17 protein-coding genes are annotated in these 15,893 nt (G+C 45.5%); 3 read left to right on the plus strand and 14 right to left on the minus strand.

The window, feature by feature from the left end:
- Nucleotides 1-5: 5 nt before the first annotated feature.
- From GC097_RS12065 to GC097_RS12115, 11 genes are all read right to left on the minus strand, one after another.
- A complete protein-coding gene (locus GC097_RS12065; RefSeq protein ID WP_171683543.1) occupies nucleotides 6-968 on the minus strand; it encodes an acetylxylan esterase in 963 nt (320 codons plus the stop codon).
- Between the two features lie 6 nt (nucleotides 969-974).
- The gene (locus tag GC097_RS12070; RefSeq protein WP_171683544.1) at nucleotides 975-1,460 is read right to left on the minus strand and encodes a NanQ anomerase/TabA/YiaL family protein; all 486 of its coding nucleotides are present in this window, start codon (nucleotides 1,458-1,460) and stop codon (nucleotides 975-977) included.
- Nucleotides 1,457-2,437: an ROK family protein gene (locus tag GC097_RS12075; RefSeq protein WP_171683545.1), complete on the minus strand. Its 981-nt coding sequence runs from the start codon at nucleotides 2,435-2,437 to the stop codon at nucleotides 1,457-1,459. Before GC097_RS12075 ends, GC097_RS12070 begins: the two co-directional genes overlap by 4 nt.
- A complete protein-coding gene (locus tag GC097_RS12080) occupies nucleotides 2,437-3,129 on the minus strand; it encodes an N-acetylmannosamine-6-phosphate 2-epimerase (protein WP_171683768.1) in 693 nt (230 codons plus the stop codon). The genes GC097_RS12075 and GC097_RS12080 overlap by 1 nt, the downstream gene beginning before the upstream one ends.
- A 38-nt stretch (nucleotides 3,130-3,167) precedes the next feature.
- Nucleotides 3,168-4,085 carry a dihydrodipicolinate synthase family protein gene (locus GC097_RS12085; protein WP_171683546.1) on the minus strand — a complete coding sequence of 306 codons (918 nt, stop codon included), beginning with the start codon at nucleotides 4,083-4,085 and terminating at the stop codon, nucleotides 3,168-3,170.
- 91 nt (nucleotides 4,086-4,176) lie between these two features.
- Nucleotides 4,177-5,505 (minus strand): ABC transporter substrate-binding protein, encoded by a 1,329-nt coding sequence (locus GC097_RS12090; protein ID WP_171683547.1) that lies wholly within the window; start codon nucleotides 5,503-5,505, stop codon nucleotides 4,177-4,179.
- A 111-nt stretch (nucleotides 5,506-5,616) separates the two neighbouring features.
- On the minus strand, nucleotides 5,617-6,447 hold the full coding sequence (locus GC097_RS12095) for a carbohydrate ABC transporter permease (RefSeq protein ID WP_171683548.1): 831 nt from the start codon (nucleotides 6,445-6,447) through the stop codon (nucleotides 5,617-5,619).
- 17 nt (nucleotides 6,448-6,464) lie between these two features.
- A complete protein-coding gene (locus GC097_RS12100) occupies nucleotides 6,465-7,358 on the minus strand; it encodes a carbohydrate ABC transporter permease (RefSeq protein WP_171683549.1) in 894 nt (297 codons plus the stop codon).
- A gap of 211 nt (nucleotides 7,359-7,569) precedes the next feature.
- Complete coding sequence (locus GC097_RS12105) at nucleotides 7,570-9,171, minus strand: response regulator (protein WP_171683550.1); 1,602 nt, start codon at nucleotides 9,169-9,171, stop codon at nucleotides 7,570-7,572.
- The gene (locus GC097_RS12110) at nucleotides 9,143-10,927 is read right to left on the minus strand and encodes a sensor histidine kinase (protein ID WP_171683551.1); all 1,785 of its coding nucleotides are present in this window, start codon (nucleotides 10,925-10,927) and stop codon (nucleotides 9,143-9,145) included. Before GC097_RS12110 ends, GC097_RS12105 begins: the two co-directional genes overlap by 29 nt.
- A gap of 286 nt (nucleotides 10,928-11,213) precedes the next feature.
- Nucleotides 11,214-11,426 carry a helix-turn-helix domain-containing protein gene (locus GC097_RS12115; protein ID WP_171683552.1) on the minus strand — a complete coding sequence of 71 codons (213 nt, stop codon included), beginning with the start codon at nucleotides 11,424-11,426 and terminating at the stop codon, nucleotides 11,214-11,216.
- 319 nt (nucleotides 11,427-11,745) lie between these two features.
- Here GC097_RS12115 and GC097_RS12120 point away from each other — a divergent pair, with 319 nt between their 5' ends.
- Nucleotides 11,746-12,132 (plus strand): helix-turn-helix transcriptional regulator, encoded by a 387-nt coding sequence (locus GC097_RS12120; RefSeq protein WP_171683553.1) that lies wholly within the window; start codon nucleotides 11,746-11,748, stop codon nucleotides 12,130-12,132.
- 118 nt (nucleotides 12,133-12,250) lie between these two features.
- Here GC097_RS12120 and GC097_RS12125 read toward each other — a convergent pair whose 3' ends face one another.
- The 3 genes from GC097_RS12125 to GC097_RS12135 all read right to left on the minus strand — a co-directional run bounded on the left by GC097_RS12125 (nucleotide 12,251) and on the right by GC097_RS12135 (nucleotide 13,778).
- The gene (locus tag GC097_RS12125) at nucleotides 12,251-12,472 is read right to left on the minus strand and encodes a hypothetical protein (protein ID WP_171683554.1); all 222 of its coding nucleotides are present in this window, start codon (nucleotides 12,470-12,472) and stop codon (nucleotides 12,251-12,253) included.
- A gap of 292 nt (nucleotides 12,473-12,764) precedes the next feature.
- Nucleotides 12,765-13,067: a Dabb family protein gene (locus GC097_RS12130; protein ID WP_171683555.1), complete on the minus strand. Its 303-nt coding sequence runs from the start codon at nucleotides 13,065-13,067 to the stop codon at nucleotides 12,765-12,767.
- A 21-nt stretch (nucleotides 13,068-13,088) separates the two neighbouring features.
- Nucleotides 13,089-13,778, minus strand: coding sequence for a metal-dependent hydrolase (locus tag GC097_RS12135; RefSeq protein ID WP_171683556.1), 690 nt, complete (start codon nucleotides 13,776-13,778; stop codon nucleotides 13,089-13,091).
- 156 nt (nucleotides 13,779-13,934) lie between these two features.
- Here GC097_RS12135 and GC097_RS12140 point away from each other — a divergent pair, with 156 nt between their 5' ends.
- Nucleotides 13,935-14,267, plus strand: a complete 333-nt coding sequence (locus GC097_RS12140) for a PadR family transcriptional regulator (protein WP_171683557.1) — start codon at nucleotides 13,935-13,937, stop codon at nucleotides 14,265-14,267.
- Nucleotides 14,264-15,589, plus strand: a complete 1,326-nt coding sequence (locus GC097_RS12145) for an FtsW/RodA/SpoVE family cell cycle protein (protein ID WP_171683558.1) — start codon at nucleotides 14,264-14,266, stop codon at nucleotides 15,587-15,589. The genes GC097_RS12140 and GC097_RS12145 overlap by 4 nt, the downstream gene beginning before the upstream one ends.
- Nucleotides 15,590-15,893: the final 304 nt, after the last annotated feature.

Genomic DNA, 15,893 nt, shown 5'->3' on the forward strand with positions numbered 1-15,893 from the left:
ATGTGCTATAAACTGGCCATAAACTGCAGGATCTGATCGTTCAGGCCAGGGATTGGCTCATGACCGAAATCCGGATATATCGCAAGTTTGACGGATGTTTTCATTTTATTGATCGCGGCGAATTGGGTCGAAGGCGGACAAACGGTATCCATCAAACCGACGCCGATCAGTACGTCCGCTTGAACCCGCGGGGCTAGAAATTGAATATCAATGTAACCCAGCTTGGTAAACCATTGTTCTTCCCGAAGATGCTGCGGATCGAAATATCGGAAGAAGTTTTGCAGCTCCCAATACGCATCCTTCGCTAAATCCATTTCCCAGACCCGCTTATAATCGCTCAAAAAAGGGTAAACCGGAGCCGCTTTGCGAATTCTCGGCTCAAGCGCCGCACAGGCGATCGCCAGCGCGCCTCCTTGCGACCAGCCTGTTGCACCAACCCGGTTCGCATCCACCTCCGGAAAGTTCATGACGATGGAGGCCAGCTGGGCCGTATCCAAAAACACATGACGGAAGAACAGCTTGTGCGGGTTGTCATCTTGCAGTCCGCGAATGATATGGCCTCGCAGCGTATTGCCGAGGACACCTCCCGTATCTTCGGACAGCCCGCCTTGACCGCGAACGTCAAGCCATGCGGTCGAGAAGCCTAGCGCTGCGTAAGCCAACATTTGCGACCACTCCCCGCTGCAGCCGGAATAGCCGTGAAACTGCAGGACAGCCGGATGCTGTCCACTCGGAGCTTTAGGTCTCACATATTTGGCATGAATGCGAGCTCCATTGACGCCTGTATAATACAAATGAAAGCATTCTGCTGAAGATACTTGAAATTCGGCCGGAACGAGTTCAACGCAGGGATCGACGGCCCGCATCTCTTGAAGGGCTTGCTCCCAATAGGAATCAAAATCGACCGGCCTCGGATTGCGCCCTTCATAGGTTTTCAGCTGCTCCAACGACAAATCAACGACAGGCATGCAGCATTAGCCTCCTATGATAAGGTCTTTGTTGATTTTCACGACAACTTTCCGAATCCGGGAAGGATTGTGATCCTCTCTTCCCATCAATCCGGGCCGATGAACATCATGCGGATAAAAGACAGCGTACATGCCTGGAGTAAGCTCTACGAACTGCTCTCCGGCAGCAGAGTCATACAGACTGTAATCATTTTCGATGCTGCTTTCCACCACGGTAAGGTTAGCGGATTCTCCCGCCCAACCGATCGTTTCTTGCCCGTCTATCAGATAGTGAACGTCGATATACGTGTTATGTTTCTCGGCCCGGGTTTCTTGCTTATCCCTTGCGCTTAGCTCCATAACGGTATAGTAAATATCGTCGCCTTGTACCGTATATTTGCCATTATCCATCTGAGAGAAGTCCACGTTTTGTATCTCATCCATGATTTGCCTAAGGACCGGATGGACAAACAGGCGTTCTTTTTCCCAATTTTCCTTGTTTCCTATAATCACAGCTGTTCCCCTCCGTCTGCATATTCCCAGATTTGCAATGCCGCGCCGATCATACCGCCCCAATTGCCTTTATAGGCAGGCTCGATGCGTACGGTCTCCAACATGGATGCCATTGTTCGATTGCTCACTTCTTGACGCAGTCGGTCAAACAGAAGCTCTCCCGCTTCTGCAACGCCGCCGCCAATGACAATCAGCCCCGGATTAAAGGTATGGATCAGCGAAGCGATGCCTGTGCCTAACGCGGCTATTGTCTCTTCCATAATCGCGTTAGCCAGCCGATCACCTGCATGCCACCGGGCAAACACTTCGCGGGTATCCACCTTCTCGACAGGAATGCCTTCCGCCTCCAGCTTCTCCCTCATCCTTCTGGCGATGCTTGTGCCGGATGCGTATTGCTCCAGACAGCCTCTACCACCGCAGATGCACAAGGGACCTTGAAAGTTAACAGACATATGGCCAAGCTCGCCTGCCCCGCCCCATGCGCCATGCACTAATCGGCCATCAACGACGATGGCTCCCCCAACTCCGGTTCCGAGAGCAAGACAGATGAAATGATCGATTCCCTTCCCGGCACCGAAACGTTTTTCCGTTAATGCGAGCACATTCACGTCATTATCGACGCGAACGGGCATAGAAAAATGTTCCTCCATCATTTTCTTCAGCTGCGTACCTTGATAACCCGGTATTAGATCGGAGGCGAATCGAATTTGACCGCTGCTCCAATCGATCTGCCCCGCACTACCGACGCCGATGCCCCGTATTCTTAAATTCGGCTGCTCCAGCTCCAATTTCTTCAACAAACCTTGAACAGCTTCCAAAACCCGGCCGCCGGTATCCGTTTGCCCGGCTAAGGTGCTGAAGCTTATCGAATAAAGAACTTCTCCCGACCTACTAACGATGCCCGCATTGATCTTGGTCCCGCCTATATCTACACCAATCGCATATGCGGAATGAGCGTCATACCATCCGGATTTCATCACTTCACATCCTCGGATGCAAGGACTTTATTCAGCGCATTCACATAGCGCGAAGTGATCAGCTGTGGACGAGTGATCGCGCTTCCGACGACGACGTAGGGGACTCCAGTCTCCATAGCCTTAGCTGCATCCTCCGGTGTCCAAATACGCCCTTCCGCAACGACAGGAACCTGGACCGCCGCGCACAATTGAGCCAGCAGCTCGAAATCGGGAGCTTCTTGCTGCCGGCTGTAAGGCGTGTACCCCGACAACGTCGTACCGATCAAATCAACGCCCAGCTTCTCCGCGGCCAGCCCTTCCTCCAGCGTGGAGATATCGGCCATAACAGCCGCTCCATGCTCGTGAGCGTAAGCAATAAGCGGCTTCACAGCCTCAAGCCGGCCTTCACGGTCCGTCACGTCCAAAGCCACAATATCCGCTCCTGCCGATATAATGGCTTTCACCTCGTTAAGAGTAGGAGTAATAAAAATATCCGATCCCGGAATATCCCGTTTAATAAGTCCAATAACAGGCACATCAACTTCTTGTTTAATGCAAAGAATATCAAAGACACCGTTCGTGCGAATGCCGATCGCTCCGGATTGGACTGCGGCTCTTGCCATTTTCGTCATCGTGTCGCCACTGTGCAAAGGCTCATCCGGAAGGGCTTGACAAGAAACAATAAGACCTTTCTTTGGAAAAATACTGCTCATCCCACTCATGAATAATCCTTCCTCTCCCCAACTATGAATTAGTCTTGAGCTTGACTGATATATGTGATGATTTTCTTGTTAATACTTTCCAAGCGGCCCATATCCGCTTCAGGAACAGGCAAGAACGGCAATCTCGCTTCGCCGGTGTCCAGGCCGCGCAGTTTCAGAATCGCTTTGCAAGCGCCGTACAAGGACGGGAACGCCAGCAATTCCGCAATCAGATCATTCACAATAAATTGCCAGCTGCGCGCTTCTTCCATTTTACCTTCCACATAGCACTTCTCAATTTTCATAAAAAGTTCTGGCATAACACCGTATGTGCCGCCGATACCGCCGTCCGCACCAATGCTGCGGCCTGCCAAATACTGCTCGTCCGGACCGTTAAACACAAGGAAATCTTCCCCTCCAGCCGCTTTGAACTGCTGTAATTCGAACGTGCTCTCAGCAGATATTTTCACGCCGATGACTTTGTCTTGCGCGGCCATTTTCGTCAATAATGCTTTGGACAATTGAAACCCTGTCGTTTGGGGAATGTGATAAATAATGAACGGCAGGGACGTGCTGTCAATCATCTGCTGCCAGTGATGTTTCACGCTTTGCGGAGACAAGCGGTAATAGATGGACGGTACAGCTGAAATCGCATGAGCCCCTACTTGCTCAGCATGTTTGGAGAGTTCCACGCTATCTCGTGTAGAAGGCGCTCCTACATGCGCGATGATCGTCATTTCTCTGCCGACTTCCTCCATCACCGCCTCAAGCGTTTGCTTCCGCTCCTCCACGGATTGAAGCATTCCTTCCCCGGAGCTTCCTCCGACATATAAACCATTCACGCCAATCGACGCATAGTGACGGGCTAGCTTTTTAGCCGCCTCCGTGCTGACTTCGCCTTTCTCGTCGTAGCAAGAGTACATTGCAACTGTTATTCCTTTGAATTGATCCACGTTATAAGATTTCATGTTGTTCATTCTCCTTTGATTTTGTTTTGAATAAAATACGTTTCCGATGTTTGTTCTAACACCGGAAACGTATTTTCAATTTACAACTCGATTATTTAGATGAAGCTGCAATAATATCGTTTGATTTCTTCACCCAGTCGTCCAATGCTTGCTGAGCTGTCTTCGCCTTCGTCAATGCGGCCTGGACTTCAGGGTAGAAAGCTGCGCGAGTTTGCGGGTATCCGGGAGCGGACACACCGATGTCTCCGGCGTATTTGAACAGCTCGATGGTTTTGCTTTTCATCGTGCCTGCCTCATAGCTTTTAGCAAGCGATTTGCGCGCTACGATAACTGATTCCGCTTGGGTCATCTTGGCCATGTTTTCCGGGTTGTTCGCATATTTCACGAACTCTTTCGCCCATTTCATTTTCACTTCATTCTTCGTATTCCACATCCAAGTGCCATAACCGAACAACACGGTGTTTGAAGATTTCCCGTCCACAGAAGGGAATGGAACGATATCGACATCGAATTTCTTGGCATTGCCTTCTGCAAACGCCTTATTCAGCGTCGGTAAATTTCCGATATTTCCAAACGCCATTCCAAGCTTGCCTTGTACGAACATATCGTTGAATACGGCAGTCGCTTTAAGGCCGGCCGCTCCCGGAGGAACAACGCCCTCATCCACAAGCTTAGTCAAGAATTCAAGTCCCTTAACGCCTTCCGGTGAGTTCAGAGTTGCCTTGGTATCGTCCTCATTAAATGTTTTTGCGCCAAATCCCCATAGGATCGAGTGCGTGCCTTGGTCGCCGCCGGAATCCCCAGCGTAAAGTCCGTAACCGTATGTTTGCTTCGACGGATCAGTAACTGCTTTTGCCGCTTTCAAAAATTGGTCGGTAGACCACGGCTGCATGTTTTGAGGAAGCAGGTCGAGCGCGCCTTTCGCCTTAAATAAATCTTTATTCACTAAGAGACCAATAGCTACAGTGCTGTTTGGATAAATATAGACCTTGTTATCTACCGAAACGCTTTTCAATGTTTTTTCTTCGAAATCTTGTTTATCGATAATATCGTCAAGCGGAACCAGCAATCCTTTTTTCGCATAGGACAAAGGCCAGAAGAACGAACCTTGTTGAATGTCCGGAACTTCGTTCGTATTGGCTGCGACGCTGATCCGTTCATTGATTTTGTCGTCCGGCGTTACAACCATGTTAATTTTCACATTTGGATTCGCTTGTTCGAATCCTGCTTTGATGTCATCATAAACCTGTTTCACATCGCCGCGTGCATCAACCCACCAAGTAAGCTCGACTTTCTCTTTCGAAGCTGCAGTCGCAGCCGGCGCGTTGCCCGCATTTTTTTTCTCGTCTGTTTTGGCGCATCCCGCGGCAGCTGTTACAACTATCGCTGAAGATAATAAAGTAATGGCCAGTTTTTTCATGTAAACCCCTCCAATTAGTCATTCATCAAACCGGAAAACGCAAAACTAACTTCTTAATCGAGTTGGCGAAGGCTCACCTCCTAAAGTAGTATCCAAGGAGCAAACGGGGTTTTAACCTTTAACACCGCCAAGCGTGATGCCTTTAACGAAATATTTCTGAAAGCTGATGAAAATGATGAATACTGGTATAAAACCAAGTGATGCGGCCGCCATTTGCAGCCCGTAATTGGCCACATATTCGGATACAAGGGTAGAGATGCCGACATTTATCGTCATTTTGGTTTTATCGCTGAGCATGATCAACTGCCAAAGGTAATCGTTCCACGCATACGTGAATGTAAAGATGGCAAGTGCGCCAATGGCAGGTTTAATGATCGGAAAGAACAGTTTAAAAAACAATCCGATTTCAGAGCAGCCGTCGATTCTTCCTGCTTCCAACAGTTCGGTCGGTACGGATTCACTGAACTGCTTCATCATGAACACGGCGAAAGGGATGGTCAGCACCGGCAAAATGGCACTCGCCAAATTGTTAACAAGACCAAGGTCCCGCATCATCGTAAACAAAGGGACAAGTGTAATTTGTCTGGGAATGAACATTGCGATCAAGACGGCAGTAAAGAAAAATTCAGAGCCTTTGAACTTCCGTTTGGTCAATGCGTAACCCGCCATCGATGCTATGATGACAACGCCGACTGTAGCAACAACGGAGACGAAGCCGCTGTTATACAGCCAATAAAAGATGGAACCTTCATGGATCAGATTGGAGAAGTTTGCCATCGTTATTTTGCTAGGAATCCAGTCGGGGGGAATCTTCACACTTGAAGACTGGTTCTTAAAGGCGCCGGTAATCATCCAATACAGCGGAAAGATAAACAACGCGGCGGAAACATACAGAAGGATATTCCCCAATACCTTCATGATCAAAAAAGATGATTTAGCCATGAGTGAGTACTCCTCCCTTAGTATTGAATGTCTGACTTCATGAGCTTAAACTGAACAATAGCCACAATCGAAATCAATATAGTAATAATGATGCCCATTGCAGACGCTGAGCCAAGCTTTCCGTACACGAATGCGGTTTCATACAGTAAAAACATAATCGTGGAAGTCCCGTAGTTCGGTCCGCCGCCCGTTAACATTTGTACAACGACGAAGGTTTGAAACGCCCATATCGTAGACATGACCAGAATATACAACGATGTTGGCTTCAATAGCGGCAGTGTGATATGCCAGAACTTTCTTGGCGCCGAAGCTCCGTCGATATCTGCAGCCTCATAATACTCTGGAGATATGTTACCCAATGCGGCCAATAGTAAAATAATTGGTTGTCCGACATTAAAGGTCACAACGACTAGAATCAGCGCTAACAAGGCGACGCGCTCATCGGAGAGCCACATGACCGGCTTTGCGCCGAATAGCGATAAGGCATAGTTCGCAATCCCGTTGACAGGGCTGTAGATCCATGCCCAAATCAAGGAAAGAATGACTTGTGACGTAATGATCGGCAAGTAAAACGCACCTCTGAAGAATGAGGCGATATGCTTATGTTTGCCATAAATGAGCACTGCCGCAAAGATGGCAAATATAAATGTCAATGGCACCGTGCCGAAAACAAAACCAAATGTGTTGGCGATGGAGCGTAGAAAGACGCGGTCTGAAATCAATTCCGCATAGTTTCCTAGCCCAATCCATTCCTTCTTCCCTAGACCATAGTCAAAAAAACTCAGATAGAAGGCGTTTACAATCGGGTAAACCTCAAAAACAAGAAATAAAATTGCAAACGGAGCTATAAAGAAGAGCCCCCAAAATTCACCTCGAATAGACCGCGACGCTTTAGCAACCTTGGTCGTCATCTTCACCCCTCCAAATCGTCATCTGTTAATCTCGTTGTTTTTCTTCTCTTGTATAGCGCTTACACAAATGATTATAGTTTACGGAAACTTTATAAAACAGGAACGTATCTATCGGTTTTGTTCATAAAAATAAGCAGTTTTTATGGGTGTTCACTTTTTTAAGATCATTGTTCACTATTTTATGATCGAGCAAACAATAAAAAAATCCTCCTTACGTAAAGGAGGATTGGAACTTCGAGCGGTATTGTTGAGGGCTTACCCCCATCGTTTTCTTAAAAATCCGGCCAAAATAATTGAAATTTTCATAGCCTACCCTCTCTGCAATCGCATACACAGGGAGCTTGGATTCCAGCAATAATTCCGCCGCTTTCCCCACTCGAATTTGATTGAGATATTCAGAAAAACCGACCTGCGTTTCTTTCTTAAACAGGAAACTCAAATAATTTTCACTCATTCTGACCATTTCCGCGGCATGCCTCAAAGAAATATCCTCTTTGTAATTCGTTTTCATATACAGAATTAATTGTTGAATATCTTCCCTGAAATTGCCTCCCCCGATGGATTTCCCCTGGCCGCAGCAATCGTCAATGAGCTGCTCGAACCATTGCTTCGCCGTGCTTAGTTCTTCAAGTTTCAGAACTTGTTTATATAACGGCTCCTCCTGCTCAAGGTGCTTGAACATATCAGGCTGATAGGGCTTTAAGCCATTCTGAATCGTATGCAGCAGTTGCAAGCACAACTGGATACACTTGTCGACAGGACCTTTCCACTTTTCCATACGATCGAAAATCCGCTCCAACACGTGCTTGATTCCCGCTGCGTTCATCCGGTCCAGTTCCACTTTCAATACCGTTTCATCTTCTTGCGTAATCACGCTACCCGCGTGAGTGTCCTCCAGGTGATCCCCATATACATAAACTCTTTCTTTTCCCTCATAAAAATACATTTGGAGCGCCCGTTTCGCCTTAGCATACACGTCAGGCATACTTTCTATACCGTTAGACTCTTCGCTGATCCCTATGCTAATAGATAGATTAATAAATCGTTTAGCTGCATCAATGATTTCCTTAGCAAAACGGATCGCAACGTCAATGAGATGGAGTCCCCCTTCTTTTTTGGGAAAAAGCAGGACGATTTCCTCCTCATTCACATCGTGAAACAGAGCATCTGTGTTCTTATTCAGCTGTAAGGCAAGAAGATTCATTAGCTTCTGCTTGTCTGAACGATCCGATCGATGCTGGTCGCGGTGAATGGTTATCAGCACAAAAACATAGCCATTCAGAAAGTAAGCCTTTTCTTCTTCCTTAATTCCGTTCTCTTCCGACGCTGCATTCCGTTGATAGATCCAATGTTTCAACTGCCGCGACAACCCATTATCACTAGGTTCCACCGCGGGCTTTGATTCGATTTGGCGCTGCCGAACTTCCCGGCTTGATGCAATTTTCTTCGACACCTCGAGCAGCATTTGCAAAAGCTCCTCAGGCTTTAATGAAGCCTTCAGGATATAGTCCTCTACACCCAATTTCATCGCTTTTCGCACATATTCATAATCATTATGACTGCTAAGCACGATGATGTGCGTATCCGGATACTCGCTCTTTACTTTCTCAATCAATTCAATACCGTTCATTCTAGGCATGACGATGTCGGTAAGGATGATATCAGGCTTCGTCTTTTCGATGATTTCCAACGCTTCCAATCCATCCTGCGCATCTCCGACATAAATCAACTGATGCTGCTCCCAGTCAATTAATGATTTTATGCCTAATCGAACTAAAAATTCGTCATCTACCAGAAGTACTTTCAGATGCATAAGCGTTCCCTTCTTCTATCGTTTTAAGCGGCAATTTGAATTCGACCGTCGTCTCGTTCGCCTTGCTTTGGATATGCAAACCGTACCCTTCGCCGTATTGAAGCCTGATACGCTCATGCACATTCATGATACCGATACTTCGCGATGGAGCTTGTCCTTGCCCTTGGAGTAAACAGTGATTGATCTCATCTATTTTGTCTGGACGAATGCCCGAGCCATTGTCGGTCACAGTTAAAATCATTTGGTCTTGTTCCGCCACAGCCTTGATGGCAATAACGCCTCTGCCTTCCATCTGTTCAATCCCATGGAGAATGCTGTTCTCAATGATGGGCTGCAGCATGAATTTGATGGCTTCCTGCTTCATTAACGGCTCGGGGATATGGAACTCGACAGTCAATTTATCGTTATATCTTAACTTCATAAGGGTAATATAATGCTGGACATAGTCCATTTCCTCTTTGAGCGAGATCAGCGTTTCTCCTCTTCCGATACTCGCTTCCATGATACTTCCCAGGGAAGACAGCATTTCCCCAACTTCCCGGTCATTGCGAATGTAAGCCATCCATTTAATGTTGTTCAACGTATTCAAAATGAAATGCGGGTTAATTTGCGCCTGCAGCGCACGAAAGCGCATCTCCTCTTTTTGAACATATTCGTCCTTCAACCGCTGAAGCAGGTCCCGAATCTGTCTGGCCATATGATTATAGGTATCGATCAGCGTAGCAATTTCATTGGGCCCCGATAGGGCCAGCGAGCTGTTAAAATCATTTTTTTCTATTTCTTTCATTCGTTTATTTAACAGCTTGATCGGCTTGGATACCCGATTGGAGATGCTGAATGCGAGCAGCATAAAGACGGCCACAATGACACCGACCGTAAACATATTGGTTCTGCGCAAAACAAATATTTCTTTAAACACCGTATCGTAAGGAATAAACTGTATTAATTTCCACCCCGTCAATCCGATGGTATCGAAACTGGCGATCCATTTCTTATGATCCTTGTCAACGATCAATTGCCCCTTGGACGAGTTCCATACGCCGGAAATATCCCCCGGCAGGACCTCTATTTTGTCCATGCCTTCTTTCACGGAACTGGAAATAATTTTCCCTTGATGATCCATGATCATGACGTTTCCGTCCAATTTCGATATATACTTGCGCAAATCGCTTTCGTTCACGCTAAAAAGCTCAATGCCGATATTTTGATTGGTCTGCACATCGGTGATAGTTTTAATCAGCGTAACGATCTGGCTTTTATCATAATAGATATAGTTACGGCTATCGTTCACCATCCAGCTAATGCCAAATGGTTCTTTGAGCATCTCTTTATACCAGGCGGATTGAATATATTCATTATACAAATCCTGCTGGACAATTTTGTTGCTTACCCAGTTGCCGTGCATATCGAGCAAAGTCACATAGCTTTCCGAAAAATAGGAAGTATACAGCTTGTTCATTGCATTATCGGTAATCCGCAGCTTCTCGTAATACGTAACGGAATCCGGATGTTTCAACAGGGACGTAATATTCGGGTTGGTCGAGATGTCGACCGCAGATTTTAGCATATCTTGCAGTAATAATTCAAGATTAAAATCGATTTGATACAAAGCTTCGGAAGTAGCATTGCCGATTTTATTCTCAATCACGCGCTCTAACGGCTTATCGATCCAAAATGTGCTTATGAACAATGGAATAATGAGAAACAACAGAATGAAAAAAAGAATCTGGTTATGAATAGAATTCCAGCGTTGCATTGATTTTCTCACCCATTGCATGGCGCGACCCCACTCTGCTTAAGATTTACCTGTAGTCTTCCCCTAATTCTCCAAATGGAGAATCCAACCATCGAAGAGCGACTTTTAGGTGAAGTCTACCACACTAAGCACAATGGCACAATTTCAATCTGCGTGCATGAGAACCAATTTTTTGATGAAAATGTACGGTTTGATTGGAAATGCGATTAAGAACGAAGGAAGTGCAGAAGGATTAGGGGGCATAATAACGCAGATCTGACGTCTATGATATTCCTAGACGAACAAATCATAACGATTCAATTCGAAACATTTCCTCGAAATCCTTACCTAACAAATCGCACAATTTCTTGGCTGTCGCAGGTCCCACCGATTTATGCGATCTTTCCAGCAAGGAAATATAGGAGTGGCTAAGACCTGAATGTTTCGCTAACTCTCTCTGTGAATAGCCTTTAATAATTCTTGCCTTCATGAATGCATCCGTATTTGCCTTTATCTTCATATTCCTGTTATCCCCCTTATTACATCTGTTTACATTTGCAAATTTCTTTTCACGGCTTTACTTCGGTTTACTAGGTTCCATTTCAGATCAATTAACCGCATGTTATCTCCTCATTCAACGTTTCGCAACACGCGTTCCCATTTTGTTCCCTTAATTTCAATTATATCACGTCATTTAACTATTGTAACCAAAAATGTTTACTTAAAGTAACGTATATTTCAATGTTTCCCAGATTTCCAGTTATTGAAATAACTAAAGTATACTGGTATTATTAAATTGTTTACTACTGTTTACTTTTTAAGCTCTGAGGGGGAAAATAATGTATTTCTATGATAAATTAAGAGATTTGCGAAAATTAAAAGGTTTCACCCTTCGGGAGCTGGCTGATCGTTCCGGCGTTTCCGCGGCGTACATCTCCCAATTAGAAAACGGCAATCGCGGCATCCCGTCGCCCGAGGTGCTGATGAAGCTTTCCGAAGGGCTCAATACGTCGTATTCCGAGCTTATGGATATTGCGGGATATTTGGAATCATCGCCATCCATGGAAAAGTTTCAAAGCAATCCCGTGAATTTGCGCCGATTCCTGCGCGAAAATGAGCTTATGTTCGATGGTCATTTGCTAACCGAAGAAGACAAGGAATGGGTCGAGCGGATGCTGACCGTTCTGTTCTGGAAGCAGCGGCAAGAAGCAAAGAATGAGATGTAAGCTTACCTCGATTCAAGTGCGGGGAGTTTTCTGCTCGTGGACAAACGAGATGAAGGAATGGTATGCCGCATCGCGCTTCGGACACAGCGGGCGTTATATTTGCGAGAAGGGGCGTGTCTCAACTTAAAAAGACACCAGAAACCTTATTTGCCGATTTCGGGGTAAAATCAGTCCCCCAGTGAGCAAGTAACAGCGATCGTGTCCGTTGCATATTCAAAAAGGACTCTTTCCAGCGAATAAGAGCCTCTCTGTCCGTTAGAGAGAACAGAGCCTGCTCAACCGACTGAACAAAAATCGCCGGGCAGTTCGGGCGACCTTTTTGCGTGCTTATCCCAAACATGGATGCCCCACCATAAATAAAGGGAACTCCATTCCCTTATTTCAGCGAAAAGCTGAATTCCAGGCGACCGAGCGGAACTCCAGGGTCTTATTTCTGCTGAATCATCCACCTAGCTGCTCGGAATGGTGAAATAGCGGATCCTAGTTCCCGCCCCCTTACCCATAGAGCTAATCATGGCAAAATAGCGCCCTCTAGTTCCCCCTACCTACCTGCCTGCCGAGGCAATGAGACTAGCCTTCCATCACTAAAAAAAGAAGAGACCGGCAGTCTCATGCCATGTCCCTTCTTTTTATTACCGTACCGGATAATCAATAACGATCACATTTTCAATGATGCCGGCTATTGATTTCACGAATTCCTGATGCACAGGGTGAGGACCATACTGCCGCAAAGATTCGCGATCCTCGAAAGTCACCCGTAGTCCCAGCGTATAGCCCTGCACATTATCTGTTTCTTCCGTTTCATTCGCACCTGCCGAAATTTCAACAATGCCGGGTATTCTGCCTTTAAAAGACAATAACGTCTCGATCAGTTCCTGTTCCTTCTGCGCAGCTAAAGTCTCTTTAAATCTGAAACAAACCAAATGCTCAAACATCGCGCTGGCCAACCTCCTCTCTTACAACGTGATGTGCTGACCAGGCTCGAGAACAAGCCCTTTTATGCCTTCGGCAGCCAAGCCTTCCACATAAGCATGCGGATTTTGCTCGATGACCGGGAATGTGTTGTAGTGCATAGGAATAACCGTTTTGGCTTGTAAGAACTGGGCTGCGATCACCGCATCGCGGGGCCCCATCGTATAGTTATCGCCAATCGGCAGGAACGCAAGATCAATCTCATTCAATTTGCCGATTAATTGCATATCCCCGAACAGAGCAGTATCCCCTGCATGGTAGATCGTTTTCCCCTCTACCGTAATTAGGAACCCGCTGGCCATCCCCGTATAAATATTTTCTGTCGTACCGGGCGGATTATAGGAGGAATCGTGCAGCGCCAGCGTCATTTTCACCTTTCCAAAAGGAAACGCAAACTCCCCGCCAATTCCCATGCCATGGGTCTTCGCCCCTTGAAAGCCGAGGTATCTGGCCAAGTCGTTAGGAGCAATAACGGTAGCCTCATTCCGCTTCGCAATTTCGAGTGTATCCCCTACATGATCGCCATGACCGTGCGTTACGAGGATGTAATCCGCCTTGATTTCTTCTGCCTTCACGACAGCTTGAGGATTATGGTTCAAAAAAGGATCGATGATAAGCGTATGCTCCTGCAATCGAATCTCCACACAGCTTTGTCCGTGAAAAATAAGTTTCATGTCATAATCGCTCCTTTGGTTATATCGTGATTTTTTATTCTTCCATTGGTTCAATAACTATTTTATCATACTTTATTTGCCAAGTTGAAATGCTTCATCTATACTAATACATAGATATACGATGCATCGAATACATATATATGAGAGGAGATTCTAATGAAAATTAATAAGGAATTAATGAAGGGAAGCACGGTCATCTTAATCCTCACTCTTTTGAATCGAAAAGATATGTATGGCTATGAAATGACAAAAGAGATGGAAACTCACACGGAAGGTGTCTTTACACTAAAAGAAGGCACCTTATATCCCATCCTTCATATGCTTGAATCGGAGAAATACGTGGAAGCTTATTGGGACGAGCATGAGGGACGTAAGCGTAAATATTATCGGATTACGAAGATGGGCAAAGATGAACTTCATCTTAAACGGGAAGAATGGTCGCTCTTTCGAAACACAGTTGATCGTGTTTTAGGGGAGGGCGGCGTATGAATGCAATACGACATCATGAAGAAATCCGCTTCTTTTTGAACGAAGTCTGTACTTATATCAAGGCAAGAGAAGTCCATAAAGAAGTAAAAATGGAACTAGAAAACCATCTTGAGGATTTAATTCAAGAGAAATTAGACTGTGGAACAGACATTGATGATGCGATAAGAGAATCTATTAGCCAAATGGGTTCTCCTGAGATCATTGGTCTCCAATTCCATAAGGTGCATCGCCCTCATTTTGACTGGAAGCTATTCTCTTTGTTATCGGTTTTCGTTGTATTAGGACTGTTTGCTGTCTATGCCGCACAAGCTTCTCTTACTGCTCGGGTAGGTTTCGCTTCCATAGGCGTGAGACAGATTGTTTATGTCTGTATTGGAATGGTGCTAATGCTTATCCTAAGTTTTACAGACTACCGTAAATGGGCCAAATATTCATGGATGCTTTACATTGGTACTATCGTCATTATGCTTTACAGCTTGAATACAGGGTCGACGGTCAATGGTGCAAAAGGCCATATACAAATCTACGGTACAATAGGAGTTAATATCGTTTCCCTTTCACCCTATTTGCTTCTTATAGCCCTGGCGGGTATTTGGAGTCAACAACGGGAGACATTGAAAACTGAAACTTTAATTCAAAAATATACACGAGTCATTTGTAAGAATATCGCTACTGTCTGGCTGCCTAGTGTGCTGCTACTAGCTGCTCCCTCAATTACGGACTTTGTTTTATTTTTCATTGGGAGCCTCGTTATGCTTCTTGTCTTAAAAAAACATCGTGTTATTCTACTATCTCATTTTTTCATTTTCCCCATCTCATTGTTTATTTTCATTTTAAGTCAACTCTCTTATCGCATGGGAAGGCTAAAAGCTTTCTTTTTGCCAGATAATCAATTGAACTATATGATTATTCAATCCAAAAAAGCCATTGTTTCTGCCGGTTGGTGGGGGCAAGGTTTTGGAACGCCTCTGAAATCCTTACCTAACCTTCATGATGAAATGATGTTTAGCTTTCTCATCTATTGCTTCGGTTGGGCTGTAGGTATCTTTATTTTCATGGCGGTAATCCTATTCATCTTTCGCGCTTTGTCAATTTGCACCAACGTGAAGGAGCAGTATGGGAAAGCACTGGTATCGAGCCTTCTGGCCTTATTTTCCATACAGTTTATGTGGAACATGATGATGACTCTGGGTTGGGCCCCATTAGGCTCGTTTACACTACCATTTATAAGTTATAACGGTGCTTTGGTTATCATTCACTTTGCAGCAATTGGAGTTATCTTAAACGTATATAGGCAAAAAGATCTGATTTTCGTACGATAAATGAATACCCGCCAAAACACAATCCTCAGCCCTTTTTTATCCAAAAGAACCCCCCCGAAACGTCGTCGTCCCTAACTGATGCATATCCGATCTGTACAGATTATCAATCCGGCAGCACAAGCGTGGCTCATTCCACTGCGTGCTGCCCTTTTTTACCATGCACATCGGCTTAGCTAACTCGAGAGTATGTATCACAAAAGTGGAACAAATCATAGATTTACCACATAGCGGAAATGGAACTGGCGCGCTAAGATTTATTGATAAGCTTTTATTATGATGCGATAAACCATTTATCTTTCTTTGA

The sequence above is a fragment of the Paenibacillus planticolens genome, from assembly GCF_013141725.1.
GTDB classification, from domain to species: Bacteria; Bacillota; Bacilli; order Paenibacillales; family NBRC-103111; genus Paenibacillus_E; species Paenibacillus_E planticolens.